The organism is Paenibacillus sp. MDV22-iso6, from assembly GCF_058408365.1.
Genome location: NZ_JBZVDZ010000003.1, coordinates 72,860 through 90,736, shown reverse-complemented (window position 1 = coordinate 90,736; position 17,877 = coordinate 72,860). Strand labels below are relative to the sequence as shown.

At 51.3% G+C, this 17,877-nt stretch carries 10 protein-coding genes; all 10 read right to left on the bottom strand.

Features of this window, described 5'->3' with window-relative positions:
* Positions 1 to 181: 181 nt before the first annotated feature.
* Positions 182 to 1,663, bottom strand: a complete 1,482-nt coding sequence (locus AC4PM4_RS09700; RefSeq protein WP_491613475.1) for an MDR family MFS transporter — start codon at positions 1,661 to 1,663, stop codon at positions 182 to 184.
* Positions 1,660 to 1,896, bottom strand: coding sequence for an MbtH family protein (locus AC4PM4_RS09695; protein ID WP_072733826.1), 237 nt, complete (start codon positions 1,894 to 1,896; stop codon positions 1,660 to 1,662). Before AC4PM4_RS09695 ends, AC4PM4_RS09700 begins: the two co-directional genes overlap by 4 nt.
* A gap of 12 nt (positions 1,897 to 1,908) precedes the next feature.
* Positions 1,909 to 9,147: an amino acid adenylation domain-containing protein gene (locus AC4PM4_RS09690; protein WP_491613474.1), complete on the bottom strand. Its 7,239-nt coding sequence runs from the start codon at positions 9,145 to 9,147 to the stop codon at positions 1,909 to 1,911.
* Complete coding sequence (locus AC4PM4_RS09685) at positions 9,144 to 10,193, bottom strand: isochorismatase family protein (protein ID WP_491613473.1); 1,050 nt, start codon at positions 10,191 to 10,193, stop codon at positions 9,144 to 9,146. Before AC4PM4_RS09685 ends, AC4PM4_RS09690 begins: the two co-directional genes overlap by 4 nt.
* 78 nt (positions 10,194 to 10,271) lie before the next feature.
* Positions 10,272 to 11,885, bottom strand: coding sequence for a (2,3-dihydroxybenzoyl)adenylate synthase (locus AC4PM4_RS09680; RefSeq protein WP_269054283.1), 1,614 nt, complete (start codon positions 11,883 to 11,885; stop codon positions 10,272 to 10,274).
* 3 nt (positions 11,886 to 11,888) lie between these two features.
* Entirely contained in the window at positions 11,889 to 13,223 is a 1,335-nt protein-coding gene (gene dhbC, locus AC4PM4_RS09675) for an isochorismate synthase DhbC (protein ID WP_491613472.1), read from the bottom strand.
* A gap of 23 nt (positions 13,224 to 13,246) precedes the next feature.
* Positions 13,247 to 14,032 carry a 2,3-dihydro-2,3-dihydroxybenzoate dehydrogenase gene (locus AC4PM4_RS09670; RefSeq protein ID WP_090809252.1) on the bottom strand — a complete coding sequence of 262 codons (786 nt, stop codon included), beginning with the start codon at positions 14,030 to 14,032 and terminating at the stop codon, positions 13,247 to 13,249.
* Between the two features lie 168 nt (positions 14,033 to 14,200).
* The gene (locus AC4PM4_RS09665) at positions 14,201 to 15,061 is read right to left on the bottom strand and encodes an alpha/beta hydrolase (RefSeq protein WP_491613471.1); all 861 of its coding nucleotides are present in this window, start codon (positions 15,059 to 15,061) and stop codon (positions 14,201 to 14,203) included.
* 485 nt (positions 15,062 to 15,546) lie between these two features.
* Complete coding sequence (locus AC4PM4_RS09660) at positions 15,547 to 16,593, bottom strand: ABC transporter substrate-binding protein (RefSeq protein WP_491613470.1); 1,047 nt, start codon at positions 16,591 to 16,593, stop codon at positions 15,547 to 15,549.
* A 49-nt stretch (positions 16,594 to 16,642) separates the two neighbouring features.
* Positions 16,643 to 17,860, bottom strand: a complete 1,218-nt coding sequence (locus tag AC4PM4_RS09655) for an AraC family transcriptional regulator (protein WP_491613469.1) — start codon at positions 17,858 to 17,860, stop codon at positions 16,643 to 16,645.
* Positions 17,861 to 17,877 lie beyond the last annotated feature (17 nt).

The following is a 17,877-nucleotide window of genomic DNA, read 5'->3' as shown; positions in this document are numbered from 1 at the left end:
TAGAAAAGAATGTAATAAACATAGCAATTTAGATTTTATTGTAGATTGATGAACTAGCACGCATGTAGAAATACCGAAAAGTCCCCGGCGAACCCGCCAGGGACTTTTTAATATTCAATGGACTGCATACACGTACTCCTGATCTGAAGAGATAGCATGTTCAACTGCCAGGCTACAGGACTTAACCTTTCGATTGTACAGACGATTCCTGCGTCAATGATGGAGATTTCTTTTGCCTCCGAAAGAGACCCTGACCGTTGTTTTTCCGTATCGTTGCAGCCGCGTCAGCATCGCTGATTTTCAGGGCAAAACATAGGCCAATTAACAAAAACGCAGCAGCCCCGAGCAAAGCCAAACGGTACGCCAGCATATTCGGCTCCATCGCTCCAGCCGCAGTCACCGTCGTTGTACCCACGCCAGCCAGAACAGCAGACAATAACGCCATTCCAATGGCGGAACCCAGCCGATTTTGCACCGTGAACCAGGTGGAGGCTCGTCCCATGGAAGGAGGCGGTATTCGGGCAAAAGAAGCAATCTGTACCGCGCCTACCGTCTGCCCCAGGAAGATCCCCACGCCGAACAATAAGGAACGAATGAACCACGGATTCGTATCCACTGTAATCTGACTAAGCGTAATGAAAATCACAGCCGTGCAGATCAAACCCATGGATATCAGCTTACGCGGACCCAGCCGAGGATATGTCCAGGGCACAAGCTGCGAAGCGATCATAAGTCCCAGAGCTTCAGGGAATGTGGTTAGTCCTGTCTCCAGCGCAGAGGCGTTAAGCACGTTTTGATACATCAGCGGAAATACATACAACATGCCCAGCAGACCCGCTGCTCCACATACCGACACCAGACCCGAATAGCGGAATAAACGGTCTTTCAGCAAATGGAGATCAAGCAAAGGCTGCTTCGCGCGCAGTTCGGCAAACACAAGCAACGTGAGCAGGATGATTCCCGTCAGACCAGCTCCAATAATAAGAGGGGAAGTCCACCCTCGCAGTGGACCCTGACTAAGAGCGTACATCGTCAGAGCGAGTCCTGGGGCAGATAATAACCACCCCGGTACATCCAGTCGACCGGCTCCCTGTTCTTTGTGCTCCTTCAGATAAATCATTCCGAAGATTACCGCTGGAATGCCGACGGGCAGATTCACATAGAAGATCCATCGCCAAGAGAGCTGGTCCACAATCAATCCGCTAACAATCGGCCCCAGGGCCGGGGCTAGCGCGATGGGCAGTACGAGCATTCGAGATACCTTGGCCCGTTCCCGGGGAGGGAAGGTTCGAAACAGCATCGCCATCCCCACAGGAGTAAGCAGACCACCCCCTGCACCCTGCAAAATGCGAAAGAACGTCAGCGTACTTAATTGATCGGCCGTCGCACACAGTGCAGAGGATACCGTAAACAGTGCCAGTGCCGATAAGAAAACTCGTTTCGTTCCCCATCGATCACCAAGCCACCCGGCGACAGGCAGGAATACAGCCAAACTCACCAAATACCCCACATTCAAGGTACCCGAAGCAGCCGGGGGAACCCCCAGCTCCTCACTAATGGTTCGTAATGCTACGTTCAAGACCGTTCCATCCATAGCCACCATAAACATCGCTAACACATAGACGATGCTAACAATGACCTTGGGATTCAGACCGAATTTCATCTGCTAGCCTCATGAACGGCTCCAGGCATACCGATTTCATCACAGAGGCTTAACGGTTTCAGATCTGTCCATTGCTCGGCGATGTAATCGAGACACACCCGGCGCTTGGCCTTGCCAAGCATCACGGTCCAACCTGCGGGTACTTCAAGGGATGCAGGCCAGAGGGAGTATTGCCCCTCCTCATTGATTAACACCAGATAATTGCTGTCTTCATATTCAAATGGGTTGCTCATCGCCTTATCCTCCTATTTATGTTGAATTTCGCGCTTGTTCAGCTCTTCCAGCTTGGCGGCCAGTGTTCGGCAGATTTCCTCCAGCGGTCCAGGCTGACAGAGGTCCTTGTGACGGCAAGCGATATCATGACGTTCCAATTGGCCCCCGATATACGCATTCCACATTTCCGGTTCAATCGGGTCGAACCAGTCCGGAATAATGGTGGAACGGAAGAAGATCAGATCCCCCTCGAATCGGGATGGCGTATAGGCCCCCAAGATCCGTACGGAATTTTCATAGGTCTTCCGCAGCTTCATGATCGTATCTTCGTCCAAACTTGCCAGTGCACTGCCCTCACTGCGCAATTTGCGCATAGCCGTTGCCATATCCAGCGGCCCATCCCCAATGCTGTCCGGATCATAACCACCCAGTGCAAGCAATGCCGTTAAGGCTTCTTCCTCATCCGGTTCTCCGCGAATCGGCAGATAGTGGCTCGGATACGCATCCAGCATGGCAAGAAACTCCACTTCTTCCCCTTCCGATTGCAGTTGTACCGCCATAGCCTGGGCTACGTTACCTCCGAGAGACCAGCCAAGCAGACGGTAAGGTCCCTCAGGCTGTACCGAGCGGATATGGCGGATGTAGTCTGCTGTCATATCTTCCAGTGTAGACGGAAGTTCCTCGTACTCAGCAATTCCTCTGGCCTGTAACCCATAGAGCGGATATTCCATGCCCAGATGTTTCATCAGCCCAGCATAACACCAGCTAAGTCCTCCTGCAGGATGGACACAGAATATAGGCAGATGTTCCCCATGCGTTCTGAGCGGCAACAGAACTTGAAGCGAGCTTTTTCCGGAATCGCTATCCATCTCCAATCGCTCCACCAGCCCCGCTACGGTAGCTGTTTCGAACAGAATGCCGATACCCGGCTCCCTTCCCATCGCTTCACGAATGCGGCTCATCAAGCGAACAGCCAGTAACGAATGACCACCCAGCTCGAAGAAACTGTCGTCAATGCTAACACTTCGCATGCCCAATACTTCGGCAAACAAATCACAGAGGATCTCCTCCTGCGGGTTGCGAGGCGCTCTGCCACCTGTCGTTAATTGCATTTCCGGTGCGGGTAGTGCCTTGCGATCGAGCTTTCCATTAGCTGTAAGCGGCAGGCTCTCCATCGCTACAACCGCAGATGGAACCATATAATCCGGAAGGCTGGCAGACGCATGACGACGCAAGGCAGTCGATTCCGGTATCGTCCCTGTGTCCGAAGCCGGAACGATATAAGCTACAAGACGTTTATCCCCCGGCTGGTCCTCACGGACAATTACAGCAGCCTGGCCCACGCTTGAATGCCTTGCCAGCACCGCTTCAATCTCGCCAAGCTCAATGCGGAATCCCCGTATTTTCACCTGCTGATCCGCCCGCCCCAAATAATCAAGCGAGCCATCATGCAGACGCTTCGCCAGATCTCCTGTCCGGTACATACGTGTGCCTGGTGGACCGTATGGATCAGCAACGAATCGCTCAGCTGTAAGATCAGGTCGTTTCCAATAACCACGAGCCAGACCCGCTCCGGCTACATACATCTCTCCGGTTACTCCTGTTGGTACAGGCTCAAGCTGATCATCCAACACATATACCCGAAGATCCGGTATGGCGCATCCAATCCAGCTGCTCGCGCCTTCCGTAGAACTGCCTGCATGCAGTTCCTGGTAGCTGACATGAACCGTCGTCTCCGTGATGCCATACATATTGATGAGTCTTGGCGCATCATCAGCATGACGTTCATACCAATCATCCAAGCGCCCAAGCTCCAGTGCCTCGCCTCCAAAAATGACATAACGGAGTGCAAGCTGCTGTCCCCAGGCCGGATTTTCCCTGTCAGCCTGCATGAGTTGGTAGAATGCGGATGGCGTCTGGTTCAATACGGTCACCTTTTGCTCAGCAAGCAACTGCAGGAACGCTCCAGGTGAACGGCTAATCTCATGAGGAACAACGACTAATCGCCCTCCATGCAGCAGCGGTCCCCAGATTTCCCATACGGAGAAGTCAAATGCATAGGAGTGGAACAAGGTCCATACATCACTCGCGTCAAAATGGAACCAGTGCTGCGTGGCATCCAATAAACGGATGACATTGGCATGCGGAATAACGACCCCTTTAGGCTTGCCTGTCGAACCCGAGGTATAGATCATGTAAGCCGGGTTCAGAGGTGTTACACGCCCATTGCGTTCACTATCCGCAGGGTTTCGATCATCCAGCATCTCCAATTGCTGCAAAGTATGCAAATCGTCCATATTAATACACTGAATTTCTGCCACCTGCGGAAGCAAGGTGTATACCTCTGTACTTGTTACCATTACTTTCGGTGCTGCATCTGTCAGCATATGTGTCAACCGATCTGCCGGATAATTGGGGTCAAGTGGTAGATAAGCGGCTCCTGCTTTTAGCACAGCGAGAATGCCCACAACCATTTCAACAGAACGAGGCAAGGCTAGCGCAACCATTTGTTCCGGTGCCACGCCTTGAGCGATCAGTAATCTGGCAAGCTGATTGGCTCTTGCATTCAGCTCCCTGTAATTCAAGGTGATATCCTCACAGGTCATGGCAGTCGCTTCCGGATGAGCCGCTGCTTGTATTTCAAAGCGCTCGGCTATGGTCAGTTGTGCATCCTCACTCAGCGTAAAGGACCATTCTTTTTCAAGCTGGGCCTGCTCTGTTGGGGTCACGACATGAAATCTGCTGATTCGCTCATCCAACTGCTGCACTGCATCTTCAAGCACCTGCATCAATCGGACCACAAGTTCACCTGCAGTAGACTCCCGGAAGAGATCTGCACTATATTCCAGCACACCTTCAATTCCGCCTGGAGACCCGTTATGCTCACGCTGCTCTGTCAGCTCAAGGGTTAGATCAAATTTGGATGAACCCACACCATGAATGCGGGTTTCCGCCGCAATATCCGGTAGATCAAGACGAATATCCGGTGTATTTTGCAGCACAAGCATCACTTGGAACAGCGGATGTTTGGAACGCGACCGAGGCGGATTTAATACTTCAACCAACCGTTCAAAGGGCAGATCCTGATGTTCATATGCAGCCAGGTCGACTTCCCGCACACGAGCCAGCAGCTCACGGAATGTTGGATCACCTGAAGTATCTGTGCGCAGCACAAGGGTGTTAATGAACATACCCACGACTTCATCCAGCGCATCATCGCTCCGTCCGGCAATCGGTGTTCCTATCGCGATATCCGTTCCTGCACCCATTCGGGTAAGCAGCAAGGACAGTGCCGAGTGCAGCACCATGAACAGGCTGACTTTATTCTCACGTGCGATGATCATCAATTGCTCATGCAAACGTTGACTGATCGTAAAAGGCACTGACCCACCGCGATAACTGGACACGACTGGACGTGCGTAATCCGTAGGGAATGTAACCTGCTCCGGTAAATGGGCCAGCTGGTTGCTCCAGAATTCCATCTGTCTTGCAATCAGACTGTCCTGCTGGTTCTCATTCCCTAGCAATCTCTCCTGCCACACCGCATAGTCGGCATATTGAATGCGCAGCGGCTCCCAGGCAGGTGAAGAACCCCGCAAGCGTGATGCATAAGCCACCGACAGATCGCGGATGAGCGGTGACAATGACCATCCATCCCCGGCAATATGATGCAGCAGCAACAACAGCACATGCTCATCAGCGCCGATTCTGAACAACTCGGCACGAATGCCTGGTTCAGTGGAAAGCTGGAAGCTGTAGCGTGACGCTTCTGTCAGAAGCTCGGGAAGCCCCTGCTCCGTAGCAGCGGTTACATTCAATTTCACTTTGACGTCAGCAGCATTCAGAATATGCTGGCTCGCAGAACCCATTTCAGGCGGATACAACGTTCGTAATGTCTCATGACGGTCTACAATATCCTGCAGGGCGTTCTCCAGAGCATCCGTATCCAGCTTCCCGGCCAACCGGGCAACCAGCGGAATGTTATACGTCGGATTGGCGCCTTCCAGACAATACATGAACCACAACCTCCGCTGGGCAAAGGAGAGCGGAAGCTCCCCCTGACGTGAAACAGGCTGAATAACAGGTCTCACCGATTTCGCCTGATCCAATCGTTTGGCTAGGCCTGCGGCGGTTGGAGCTTCAAATACACTGCCAATCGTTAGATCTGCACCGAATACATCACGGATACGTGCTGTAATTCGTCCAGCCAGCAGGGAGTGCCCACCCAGTTCAAAGAAATCATCGTCAATGCCCACACGACCAACACCAAGAATCTCAGCGAACAGACTGCACAGAATTTCTTCTTGTGGCGTGCGCGCCTCCCGTCCATTGGCAATTGACAGCAAAGTAGGCACAGGAAGCCGTTTGCGATCGATCTTTTTATTCGGTGTCAACGGCATCTCGGGCAGTAGTGTGAATGCAGCAGGCACCATGTAATCCGGCAACGCATCCGCCACGTAAGCTCTTAGTTCTGCCAGATCCATACGATTCTCAAGTTCAGACTCACCCACTACGTACGCTGCCAATCGCTGGTTTCCCGGTTGGTCTTCGCGAGCCATGACCGTGACCTGAGCTACGCCAGGATACCTGGAGATTACCGATTCAATCTCGCCCAGTTCTATCCGGAAACCTCTAATTTTGATCTGATGATCTGCACGACCCAAATAATCGATAGAACCATCCGGCAGCCATTTCGCCAAATCTCCTGTACGGTACATCCGACTGCCTTGCTGACCGAAGGGATTGGCTACAAAGCGTTCTGCGGTCAGATCAGGCCTGCCCAAATACCCGCGCGCAAGCCCTTCGCCTGCGATATAGAGTTCCCCTACTACACCCGAGGGTACTGGCTTTAAGCCTTGATCCAGCACATATAGCTGCGTGTTGCGAACCGGACCACCAATCGACGGTTTCCCCATCACCCCTGTGTCGAACGAGGCAGCCGTGGAATAAATAGTCGTCTCGGTCGGGCCGTACTGGTTATTGACGTGACACCCCAGTTCCTGTAAAGAAAGCTTCAGTTCCTCCGTCAGCGCCTCTCCTCCGGTAATCACGGTTAGCCCATCGAATCGTCCTGGGCGGCTCGTCACCAAAGACTGCCATAACGTAGGCGTAGCCTGCATGATGGTGGTTCCCAGCTCTCTCATCTTCCCAGCCAGAGCTACCGGATCAAGAATCGTCTCTTTGTGTGCAATATCCAGCCGGGCACCCGTTGTAAGCGGCAGAAATACTTCCAGTACGGATATGTCAAAAGCAATCGTAGTCACCGACAGCCAGTGGTCCTGCGGACCAACCTGTAATCTCGTCTTCATATCCTCAAGCAGATTCGCCAGCCCCAGATGGGTTACGGCTACGCCCTTGGGCTTACCTGTGGAGCCAGAAGTGTAAATAATATACGAAGGATTGTGCAGAGAAGCTGTACTTGTCAGATCTTCACCTTCGGGATTACTTCCAGGATGGCGACTCACTGCCGTAGCAGTATTCGGTTCATCCATGACCATCATCGGTACACTGGATATTGTCGGCAGACTGGAAACATGGTCCATCACCGTCACCACACAAGCAGGCTTGGCATCATCCAACATGTAGATCAGACGCTCTTCGGGATAGTCAGGGTCAAGCGGCAGATAGGCGGCCCCCGTTTTGTGGACAGCCACAATGGCAATGACCACTTCGAGCGAACGAGGCAGAGCAATGGCCACCCGCTGTTCCGGTCCTGCCTGATATCGTTGTATCAATTCATGAGCCAACTGATTCGCTCGTTCATTCAGCTCCGCATATGTCAGAGACTCCCCTTCGAATGTCAGCGCCGTTGCAGAAGGTGTGCGGCGGACCTGCTGTTCAAACAGTGCTGCTGAATTGCTATCGGCCGTCACCCCTCCCGTTCCATTCCATGTCACCAATACTTGTTCACGTTCGGCAGGGAGCAGCAATTCCAGTCGTCCCACCGTCTCCGTCTCCATGCCTTCCTGCATTACCAAGTTCAGCAGCTGCATATAACGAAGCTGATGGTTCTGCAGTTCGGAATCATTGTAGATAGACGGATTCGCATCAAAATCAATACTCAGCCCATGACCATGCCCTTGGTCCACCACATGAATGGACAGATCGTCTACCGGGCCCGTGGACAGGTTGTGAATCATGCCGCGCTGCCCTGCAAAGTTTAATTCATGGTGGAATGGCATGACATTAATCATGGGTCCGAACAGGCGACGATTCTCTCCAAGCAGCTTCAGATCACGCCGCAGATCCTGATGCCGATAGCGTTGATGTTTTCGTACCGCCCGAATCTCCTGTACAACCTGTCTCAGCAACTCTGACACGGTCAGATCCGACTCTACGTTGAGACGCAGCGGAAGCACATTCATGACCATACCCGGAACCCGCAGGGATGTTGATCCCAAACGGCACATCACGGGCAGGGCCAGCACAACATCGGTCGCCCCTGTCATTCGGTGAACGTAAATGGACGTTGCCGCTACAAACAAATCCGGCCAAGTCACACCGAACCTTGCCGCTGCCGCCTGTATTTGCTCACGCTGCGAGTGTGTAAGCAGACCGCTCTGTCTCAGGAAATAGGTAGAGGTTCGCGGAGCCCGTTCCCCCAGACTGACTACATCCGGTTCATCTGCATACCGATCCATCCAGAACTGACGATCCTGCTCTTTGTCCACGGAGCCAAGATAAGCCTCGTCTTCCTGAAGAACGGCCGTCCATGAGCCAAACGATGCCCCCTGCTGCACTTGATCTACAGCTTCTCCTCGTACACTTGCGGAGTATAGGCTCGCCACCCTGCGGGTAATCAGCGAAACGCCGTATCCGTCAATCGCGATATGATGGATGCGCTGATACCAGTAATAACAATCATGGCTCACCTGGAACAATGCCTCCGTGAAGAGTGGACCTGTCGCCAGATTGACGGGATTGGCCAGATCATTTTCCATCCAGGCCAGTGCTGCTGTGTGTGGCTCCGGTTCCTTCCTCACGTCGATAACATGAAATGTCCAATGATCCGGGTTGCTGTTCAAAGACTGCCATGGACCTTGTTCATTTTCGCCATAAACCATATTCAGCGATTCTGCTTCCGAAACGGTCTGTCGCACACTTTCTTCGAATCGTCCGGTGTCTACACTACCCTCGATGACCACATACTCGGCGGTATTGTACATCGGATTGTCCAGATTCAACTGCTGAGCGAACCAGATGCCGGACTGTGCAGAGGAAAGGGGCCAAGCCGTGTCCCGACTGTGCGACGTATGCACGGCCCCGCTCAAAAGTAGTCTCCGTTCGGAAGCACCTTATTTTGGGCCTTATCAAGCAATGCTGCCCATGCAGCCAATGTAGGCAGCTCCGCCAGATCCACGAACGTTACCCCCGCTCCTTCCACTCGAAAGCGCTCAGCCAGACTCATAATACGAATGGAATCCAGTCCCCACATCTGAATCAGATCATCGTGCTCTCCAATGTTGCCAGGCTGCTCCTGGAGCATCTCTCCAACCTGATTTCTCAATGCTTCCAACGTGACTTGTTCAACGCCATGACTTCCGTCCTGAATTGGCTCTGCTGCGGATGCCGTTTGCTGCTCAGCCTCCAATACAGCCACCTGAGCAGATGCAGCATAGGAGCGCTCCCCTTGCTCACCCACTTCGGATTTCAGTGCTCCTTCATTTCCGTCAGCGGCAGAATCATTTAGAGATTCAAGTAAACGTCCGGTTGTCAGTGTTACCGCGCACCTTTCTGCTGCATACGTCAGGGCCATGAGATGTTTTTCCGCCGAGAAGTCAGCTACTGCATCCGCAACCAGGAACGCCTGAATGTCTCTCATAAAGGCTTCACAAGAGGTCATCAGACATCCGATATGTGCATAAATACCGCAAACGATCAGTTGATCGCGGCCATCCCGCTGCATTAGTTCAAACAGGTCTGTTTTCTGGAAGGCGCTATATCGCCATTTGGTCATGAACGTATCCTGGGGAGCGGGTGCGAGCGCATCAATAATCTCTTTTTGCACAGGTCCTCCATCAATTCCCGCACCCCAAAAGTCCAGCTGTAACCCACGCTGCTCCGGAGTCTGTCCGCCCGGTTGTGCGGAGTAGACCACCGGAATGCCAAGCTCATGACACTTTGAACGAAGTTGTGAAATATGATCGATCAGCTCCACAACAGGGGATTGCCCTGCCGTAAAGGCGTTCATAAAATATTGCTGCATATCATGAATCAGGAGTACCGAGCGCTTCGCATCCGGTGTCCACATTACCTTGTTGACGGGAAGCTCCGACTCTACAGGCATTGCATAGGGTTGAATCTTTGGAAGTGCCATGAATATCCCTCTTTTCAGCTTTATTTATCACAATCATGTTCATCACTGCGCTGTAATGCTATCTATCAGAAATAACAATTAGGATATGGGCTGTTTAGCCGTAATCATCTCACGCAACGCTTTTTTGCTTACTTTGCCAACTTGAGTTTTGGGAAAAGACTGCACAAATTCAATCCGATCCGGTATTTTATAGCTGGCCAGACCCCGGTTACGTAGAAAAGATTTCACTTCGGCAGCTGACGGAGCTTCACCGCTCGGCACGATAAATGCACAGGAGCGCTCGCCCAGATATTCATCCGGCATGGATACCAAAGCCGCATCATGCACAGCAGGATGCGCCAGCAGATGATTTTCCACTTCCTCGGCGGCCACTTTATCGCCGCCACGGTTAATTTGATCCTTCGCCCGTCCTTCCACAACGAGATATCCATCAGCCGTAAGACTGGCAATATCTCCGGTACGATAGAAACCGTCCGTGGTAAACGATCTGGCATTATGTTCATCAGCCTTGTAGTAACCTCGAATCGTATAAGGTCCTCTTGTCAGTAAATGCCCCGATTGTCCTTGTTCCACATCCATGTCCTCTTCATCCACAATTCGTACTTCATCATACGGAGACATCGGCTTGCCCTGAGTGTTAACAATCACATGCAACGGATCATCCAGACGGGTGTAGTTCACCAGCCCCTCCGCCATGCCGAACACTTGCTGTAAGGTGCAGCCTAGGACGGGTTGGACACGTGCAGCCACCTCGGCGCTGAATTTGGCTCCACCAACCTGAAGCACCTCAAGTGAAGGAAGTTTAATCCCCAGGGTAGCCGCCGCATTCAACCATATGAGTGCAAGTGGTGGTACAAGAGCCGTTATGGTTACCTTATGGCGCATAATGAGTGGAAAAGCTTCATCCGGGCTGGACCCGCGTGACAGTACAATGGTTCCACCCGCATACAGCGTACCCAGAAAGCCGGGTGAGCTCATGGGATAGTTATGTGCTATAGGCAGAACGGCCAGGTAGACACTATCTGGGGTAAGTCCGCAGACTTCCACACTTCTCCGCAAACTGTAGATGTAGTCATCATGAGTGCGGGGAATCATTTTGGACAGCCCGGTACTTCCACCAGACAACTGTAGAAAAGCAACATCCGAAGAAACTGGCTCATCCGGCAGTGTGACTGGTGCTGTATAAACATCCTCCAAAGCCATAAACCGCCCCGCTTCCCCCGCCACGAATACATGCCGAAGTCCCGGAACCTCAGCCTGAACCTCTTCGGCCAGTGTGCGGTAATCAAACCCTCCATCCTGATCAGGTATCACGTATGCTACGGCCTCAGAGAAACGGGCAAAATACGTAATCTCACTCTTCCGATGTAAGGGAAGTGCATATACAGGCAGTGCACCAATGCGGAATAAGGCAAAACACACCTCGATAAACGCCGTAATATTGGGCAGCTGGATAATAACTCGATCATGCTGTCGTATTCCTTTGGCATATAAGCCAGCGGCCAAACGATCCACCCGATCGTTCAGCTCCGCATAGGTTAATTGTTGTTCACCACTGATAACGGCTACTCGATTGCCATATAGTTCAGCGCGCTGGCGGAGCATCTCTCCAAACGTAATTCCTTCCCAGCAGCCTTCCTGACGATAACGTTCGGCAACTTCCTCAGGCCAGGCCTGAAATCCTGACAGCATCATTCATTCCTCCTTCATACTGGACACAGATGAATCCAAACCCATGGCGAGCAGCATTGTTCCGAATTTCGCTGAGGTCTCTGCCAGCTCCGCTTCGGCTGTAGAACCTGCCACAATACCCGCGCCAGCGAACAGTTTAAGCGTATTCCCTTCCACTTCCGCACATCGGATCGTTACAGCCCACTCGCCGTCACCCTCACTGTCACACCAGCCCACCATGCCGGTGAATAATCCCCGTTCAAACGGTTCCTGTTCTCGGATGGCTTCCCGAGCGGCCTGTACAGGCGTTCCACAAATTGCTGGTGTAGGGTGGAGAGCAAACGCAAGTTCCAGTGATGATGTGTTCACATTAGCAAGCTCCCCGTGAATTTCCGTAGATAAGTGCCACATGGTTCGTGTTTGGATCAAGGAGGGTTCTGCCGGGACGGATAGCTGCTTACACAACGGACGCAGCGCTTCCGCCACAGCCTCAATGACTACTGCATGTTCATGGCGATCTTTGGCGGAAGCCAGCAGTGCTTTTGCACGGCGACGGTCCTCAGCCGGATCATCACTCCGGGCAGCAGACCCAGCGAGTGGATTGGCTCTCACTTTGGACCCTTTCCGGGTAACCAGCAATTCGGGACTCGCTCCGATATAAGTCCGATGAGTTTCTTTTTCCGCCTCCACATAAGCGCGTTTATTCTTTGTTATATCACCTTTTGCTAGAGAGAGTTTCGTCATCGGAACAGCAAATGTATATCCGTGTGTGTTATCCCTGAACAAATTACGGAGTAACTGATGCGTGTTCACAATCGTCTGTGAAGTCACATGCAGTGTACGGGATAACACCACTTTGTGGAGATTGCCTTGATTTAGATCCAACAAAACGTTTTTTACGCTTTGCTGAAATATAGCTCCGGCAGGTTCTTCACGTACCTCACAACCCACTGCAGCTGGGCGTTTTTCCACCGATGCTCTGGCGTCCGGGGATAAAGGATCAGCCCATTGGATCTTCTCTGGCACGAATAGCTCTGCAGAAGAATGTATCGGATCGAACGGAATGGCGCCGACCACAATCGGTTTCGTTTGGCCCGAGCGTCTCGCCTTTTCCATCAACTGCTCCATCCGGTTAATGAAAAGCTGCGTTTCTTCCTTCCGCTTTTGTTCAGTAACATTAACCGCGCCCATGGAATCCGTTGTATTCCCTTCCGATACCTCCATGGCAGACCATCGGATCTGTTCCCCTTGAGCTAACAGGGTATGTTGCGGTGAAGACCAGAAAAAGGACGTCCCCTCCCGATATTGTTCCAGAAGGTGTAAGGCGGAAGTTGCAGCAACCGTACCCGCTTTTGACATGATTATCATCTCCTTATCTTGATTCAGGCACCTAGCGTGGCGCCTCCGTCCACACACAAGTTATGCATCGTAATATGTCTAGCCTGATCCGATACCAAAAAAAGCACACTATCCGCTATATCCGATGGCAACGCCAGCCTGTTCAGTGGTATGCCCAGTCGGTATGCTTGCTGGGAACCCGCGATAACGGCCTGTGCTCCCTGCTCATCCGCCCACAATGCACGCTGCATATCGGTATCCGTCGAACCTGGAGATACAATGTTACAGCGGATATGATCTGAGGCGTATTCAAGAGCCAAACATTTGGTGAACATGGTTGAAGCCGCTTTGGAGGCTACGTAGGCGGACATATGCATCCGGGGCACACCAGAAGCATTTGAACCGACAGTAACGATCGCCCCCGACTGACGTTCGGCCATGTATCGCACCACAGCACGTGACATGTAAAATACACCATGTGTATTCACGTCAAAAGTTCTTGTCCACTCTTCATCGCGGAGCTCACTCACAGCCCCCGTGTATAGTACTCCCGCTGCATTCACCAAAATGCCAATCGGACCTAATGTATTCTCAATACGCTGGATTGCATCTTCGACGAATTGACGATTAGATATATCCACAGGACAGGCTGTTGCTTGATAACCCTGACTATGCAGATCTGTGACCAGTTGATTCAACTGATCCTCTCGTATGTCGACAGCTGCAACAATAGCGCCTTGCTCGGCAAGCAATCTCGCCACGGCTTCACCAATGCCTTGTGCAGCACCGGTGACTACGGCTACTTTTCCATCAATTCCTGTGTAACTCACTCCCGTTCCTCCCTTGCATCACTGCTCCCTCTCCTGTTTGGAGAGATATGTTATCCTGCTGAATCTGATTGGATCATCCGTAAATCCATAACATTTCACTCCACTTGCCTTTCGCCCAATCTCCCATACCGATACCTCTAATTGAGAAATACTGTCGCCTCTTCCCTTCTACGACTCCGGGCTGCAGGCAAAACGAATAGCACGACTAATCAGAAATGGCAATACGGATACATGGTTTTCTTCTTCAAACTCGGTATATTTAATGTCCAGACCCGGCTGATTCAGCGCAGATAACCGTTCTGTAAGACTCGAAGCTTTATCATTGTTGCGGGCAGGATGCGTCTTCTCCTGTTCACCCATGCCAATCCACACATTGACGTTCACGGGATGCTCTTCCAGCCGTGCGACAAATTCCTGTTCCTCCGCCAGCATGACGTTCTGGTTCCAGTGAAGGGAAGGGCTACCCGCAATGTAATAGCGAAAAGCTTCTGGTTTCTTGAACAGCGTATGCAATACGAACAATCCACCAAGGGAATGGCCAAAAATAGCCTGTCTGCTCCGGTCAATCCGATACTGCTGTTCCATATCCGGCTTCAGCTCTTCTTCGATAAACTGCAAGAATTCATCGGCTCCACCCTGTTTCGGTAAAGGTGTTCCGTCCGAATTCTGGGTATATTCCGTTGTGGCCTGCGGGGTAAAGTCATAGTAACGGTGCGGCGAAAAAGGGCCCGCCGTTGGATACCCAATGCCAACAACAATGGCCGGAAGTGCTCCGGTCTTCTCCGGTCTGCGGCCCTGTACACGAACAGCTTCGACCATCGTGCCAAACACCGAGTTGGCATCCAGCAGATAGATCACCGGATACCCCGAAGGTGGTGGCGCTTCTGCCGGTTGGAATACCATGATCTGATAGGCATGATTGCCGTTGCGTGACTTCATGGTCCATTGTTCGGCACGGGGAATCTGTACTGTACTGCGTGCGATATGTTCAAGGGTGCCAGATGCGGGTTGATTGGGTTGAAACGTCATTACGGATGGTTCCTCCTCGTTGTTCTGCGTATATAAGTTGAATATTGAATTACACATACACTCCACCGTCAGAATAACCTTCCAATCGCTGTTATCTCCAGATTTCCTCTATCCCCTCTTATAAAGGGAGAAATCCGGAGATAAAGGCGAACGCTTCGCTTCTCCAGGTTTTTTCTGACGTCTCCGTTTCTGTGTAGTTCATAAACTCAACTTATACTGTTATGTTTAATATAATTATTGAAATGTATGAGATTGATTCTCATTACCAATTATAAAAGAGTAAATCCGGCTGTCCCATGGACGATATCCAGAAATGATTTTGATTATCTCCATATTTCCACATTTCTGTAACTGACTTGGTTACTCCTAAAATAAAAAAACTCCCTCACGGAATGCCTAAAACGCTGGAATTTGTCCGGTTTCTGGCACTCCGCAGGGAGCTACATTTCTCATATTGTGATCAATACATCAATGGATTGCCTCTATTATTGCGTTAACGCCTTCAGCGTGTCGTCAATGACATGACCGTAAGCAATCAATCCGCCGCCCAGCCACGGAGCGGGCTCCACTGCGTATACATTTCCAGCTTTAACGGCTGGCATGCTGTTCCATACTTTGGTATCCGTCATTTCCTTCATGCTCCCCGGACCCTGTTCCACCGTGAAAATAAAGTCGGCATCAATCTCAGGCAACACCTCGGTCGATACCGTTGCGCTGTTCTCCGTTTGTACCAGTGTTGGCTTGCCAAGCCCCAATTGCTGATATACCACGTAACCACTAAAGTAGTTACCACCCATCATGCTGATCCCGCGAGGTGCAAAACGAATGATCGCTGCTTTCTTGCCTTCGGTAACTTTGGCGAGCTTGGCCTTAGCATCATCTACCTTCGCATGATATGTTGCAATGGCTTTTTCGGCCTCAGCCGTTTTGCCCAGCAGATCACCGATCACCTGCAAAGACTTCTCTACATCACCCGAAGCATTCGTAAATACGTAGGTTGGTGCAATTTTCGAATAACTCTCATATACACCGTTCTCAGCATATTGGGCCGTGTGTAGAATAATAAAATCCGGATTGTACGCCATTAGTGCTTCAGGAGAAGGCAAACCACTGGAGAAATCCAGTGTTGGCACTCCGCTCAACTGGTCCTTAAGGTAAACATGGCCTTGCGTACCACTCGCCCACTGAGCTACCGGTTTAACGCCTAGCGTCAGCAGAGAGTCTTCCAGATAAGGTGCAAAAACACGCTCCGTATGCTCAGGAACGATAACATCATGTCCCAGATCATCTTTGACAGTTCGTTCTCCTTTGGTTTCTTCCGTATTCCCTTCGGTTACAGCAGTCCCTGATGAGGCCGTGGTCGAAGCCTCCGTTGTTGGCTGCTCTTTCTGTGCTTCTCCCTCAACTTCTGATTTTGAACCACAGGCAGACAGCAAACCCGTAATCAATACCATTACGAGCAAGGCCGAGAAACCGGTACTACGAAATGGACGAACGGAACGGTGTCCGTTACCTTTTTTCTGTTGAAACATGACATATCCCCCTTGATAAACATTCTCATTTAGATAGATGGATTATATGTCATGTAGCCCGGGAATCACCATGGACGTTATCCAGATATACATTTGGACAATATCCCGTGAAAATCAGGAGCGCTTCATCCAGCATGCGCATCACGCCTACGGCAGAGTAGTCAAACCAGGGGTCACCTGTGATCAGATGAATCTGGTATTGCCTTACTGCCTTAAGCTGACGCCATACCGGCGAGTGCTGTAGACTGAGCCAATACGCCCGCGATGCGGCCTCAGGACACACCATAACAAGAATCCGATCTGGATTTAGTGCAGCCAGTTGTTCCAATGTTAACCGTGTATTGGCCTGAACATCGGGAAACGTCTCCAGTTGTAATCCATTATTGTACAACACCTCTTCAATGCCCGGATTTCGATACAGATAAAGGTGCTGACCATACACCCGGACAACGATGACCTTCTCTCGGCCCACTTTCTGTTTTACGGAATCCCGTGCCTTCTCCACTCGCTGATTGTATACACCAATCCACTGCTCTGCCTGTTCTTCCCGTTCCAAAAAAGCAGCAATCATGCGTAACTGCGCACGCCAATCCAAGTGATACTTCGGTACAAAACAACAAGGTGCAATCTCAGCCAGTTTGGCCTGATCCTGGTCACTGATCTGATCCGTACCGACAATAGCGTCCGGCCGGATATGAACCAAACGCTCCACGTTGGCTTCAAATCTCAAGCTGGTATACGGGTCTGTCAGTCTCAAATGTGACTGAATCTCTGTTCGGTGCGCGTTATAATAATAAGCGGTCCATTTGGGGTCAATCGGTGCAGCGACAGGCATGACATTAAGCGCCAGCAGCTGTCCAATAATGCTGGAGGAGCAGGTGGCGATGCGTATTCTCGCATTTTTGGCATAATCCGAAGGAGATACGCCCACTTCTTTTTTAAATTTGCGGCTGAAATAATACTCATCGCTATAGCCCACTCTCAGCGCGATTTCACGAAGTTTGTATCCTGTTTCTTTCAGATATCGTTTCGCACGATTGATGCGAAGATCGGTCAGATATTCCATTGCACTCTGCCCGTAGGTCTTCTTGAACAGGTCCACGAAATATTTCGCACTGATATTGGCTTTGTGGGCGAGATCCGCAATAGACAAGGGTTCGTCATAGTGCTCATCCATATATACTTTTACCTTGGCAAGATCCGTCTTGGGACTGCGGCCGGTAACGGGTAAGTGCGCAGGGGTCTGCGAATCATTTTCCAGTAACATGAGGCCACTCCTTTCGA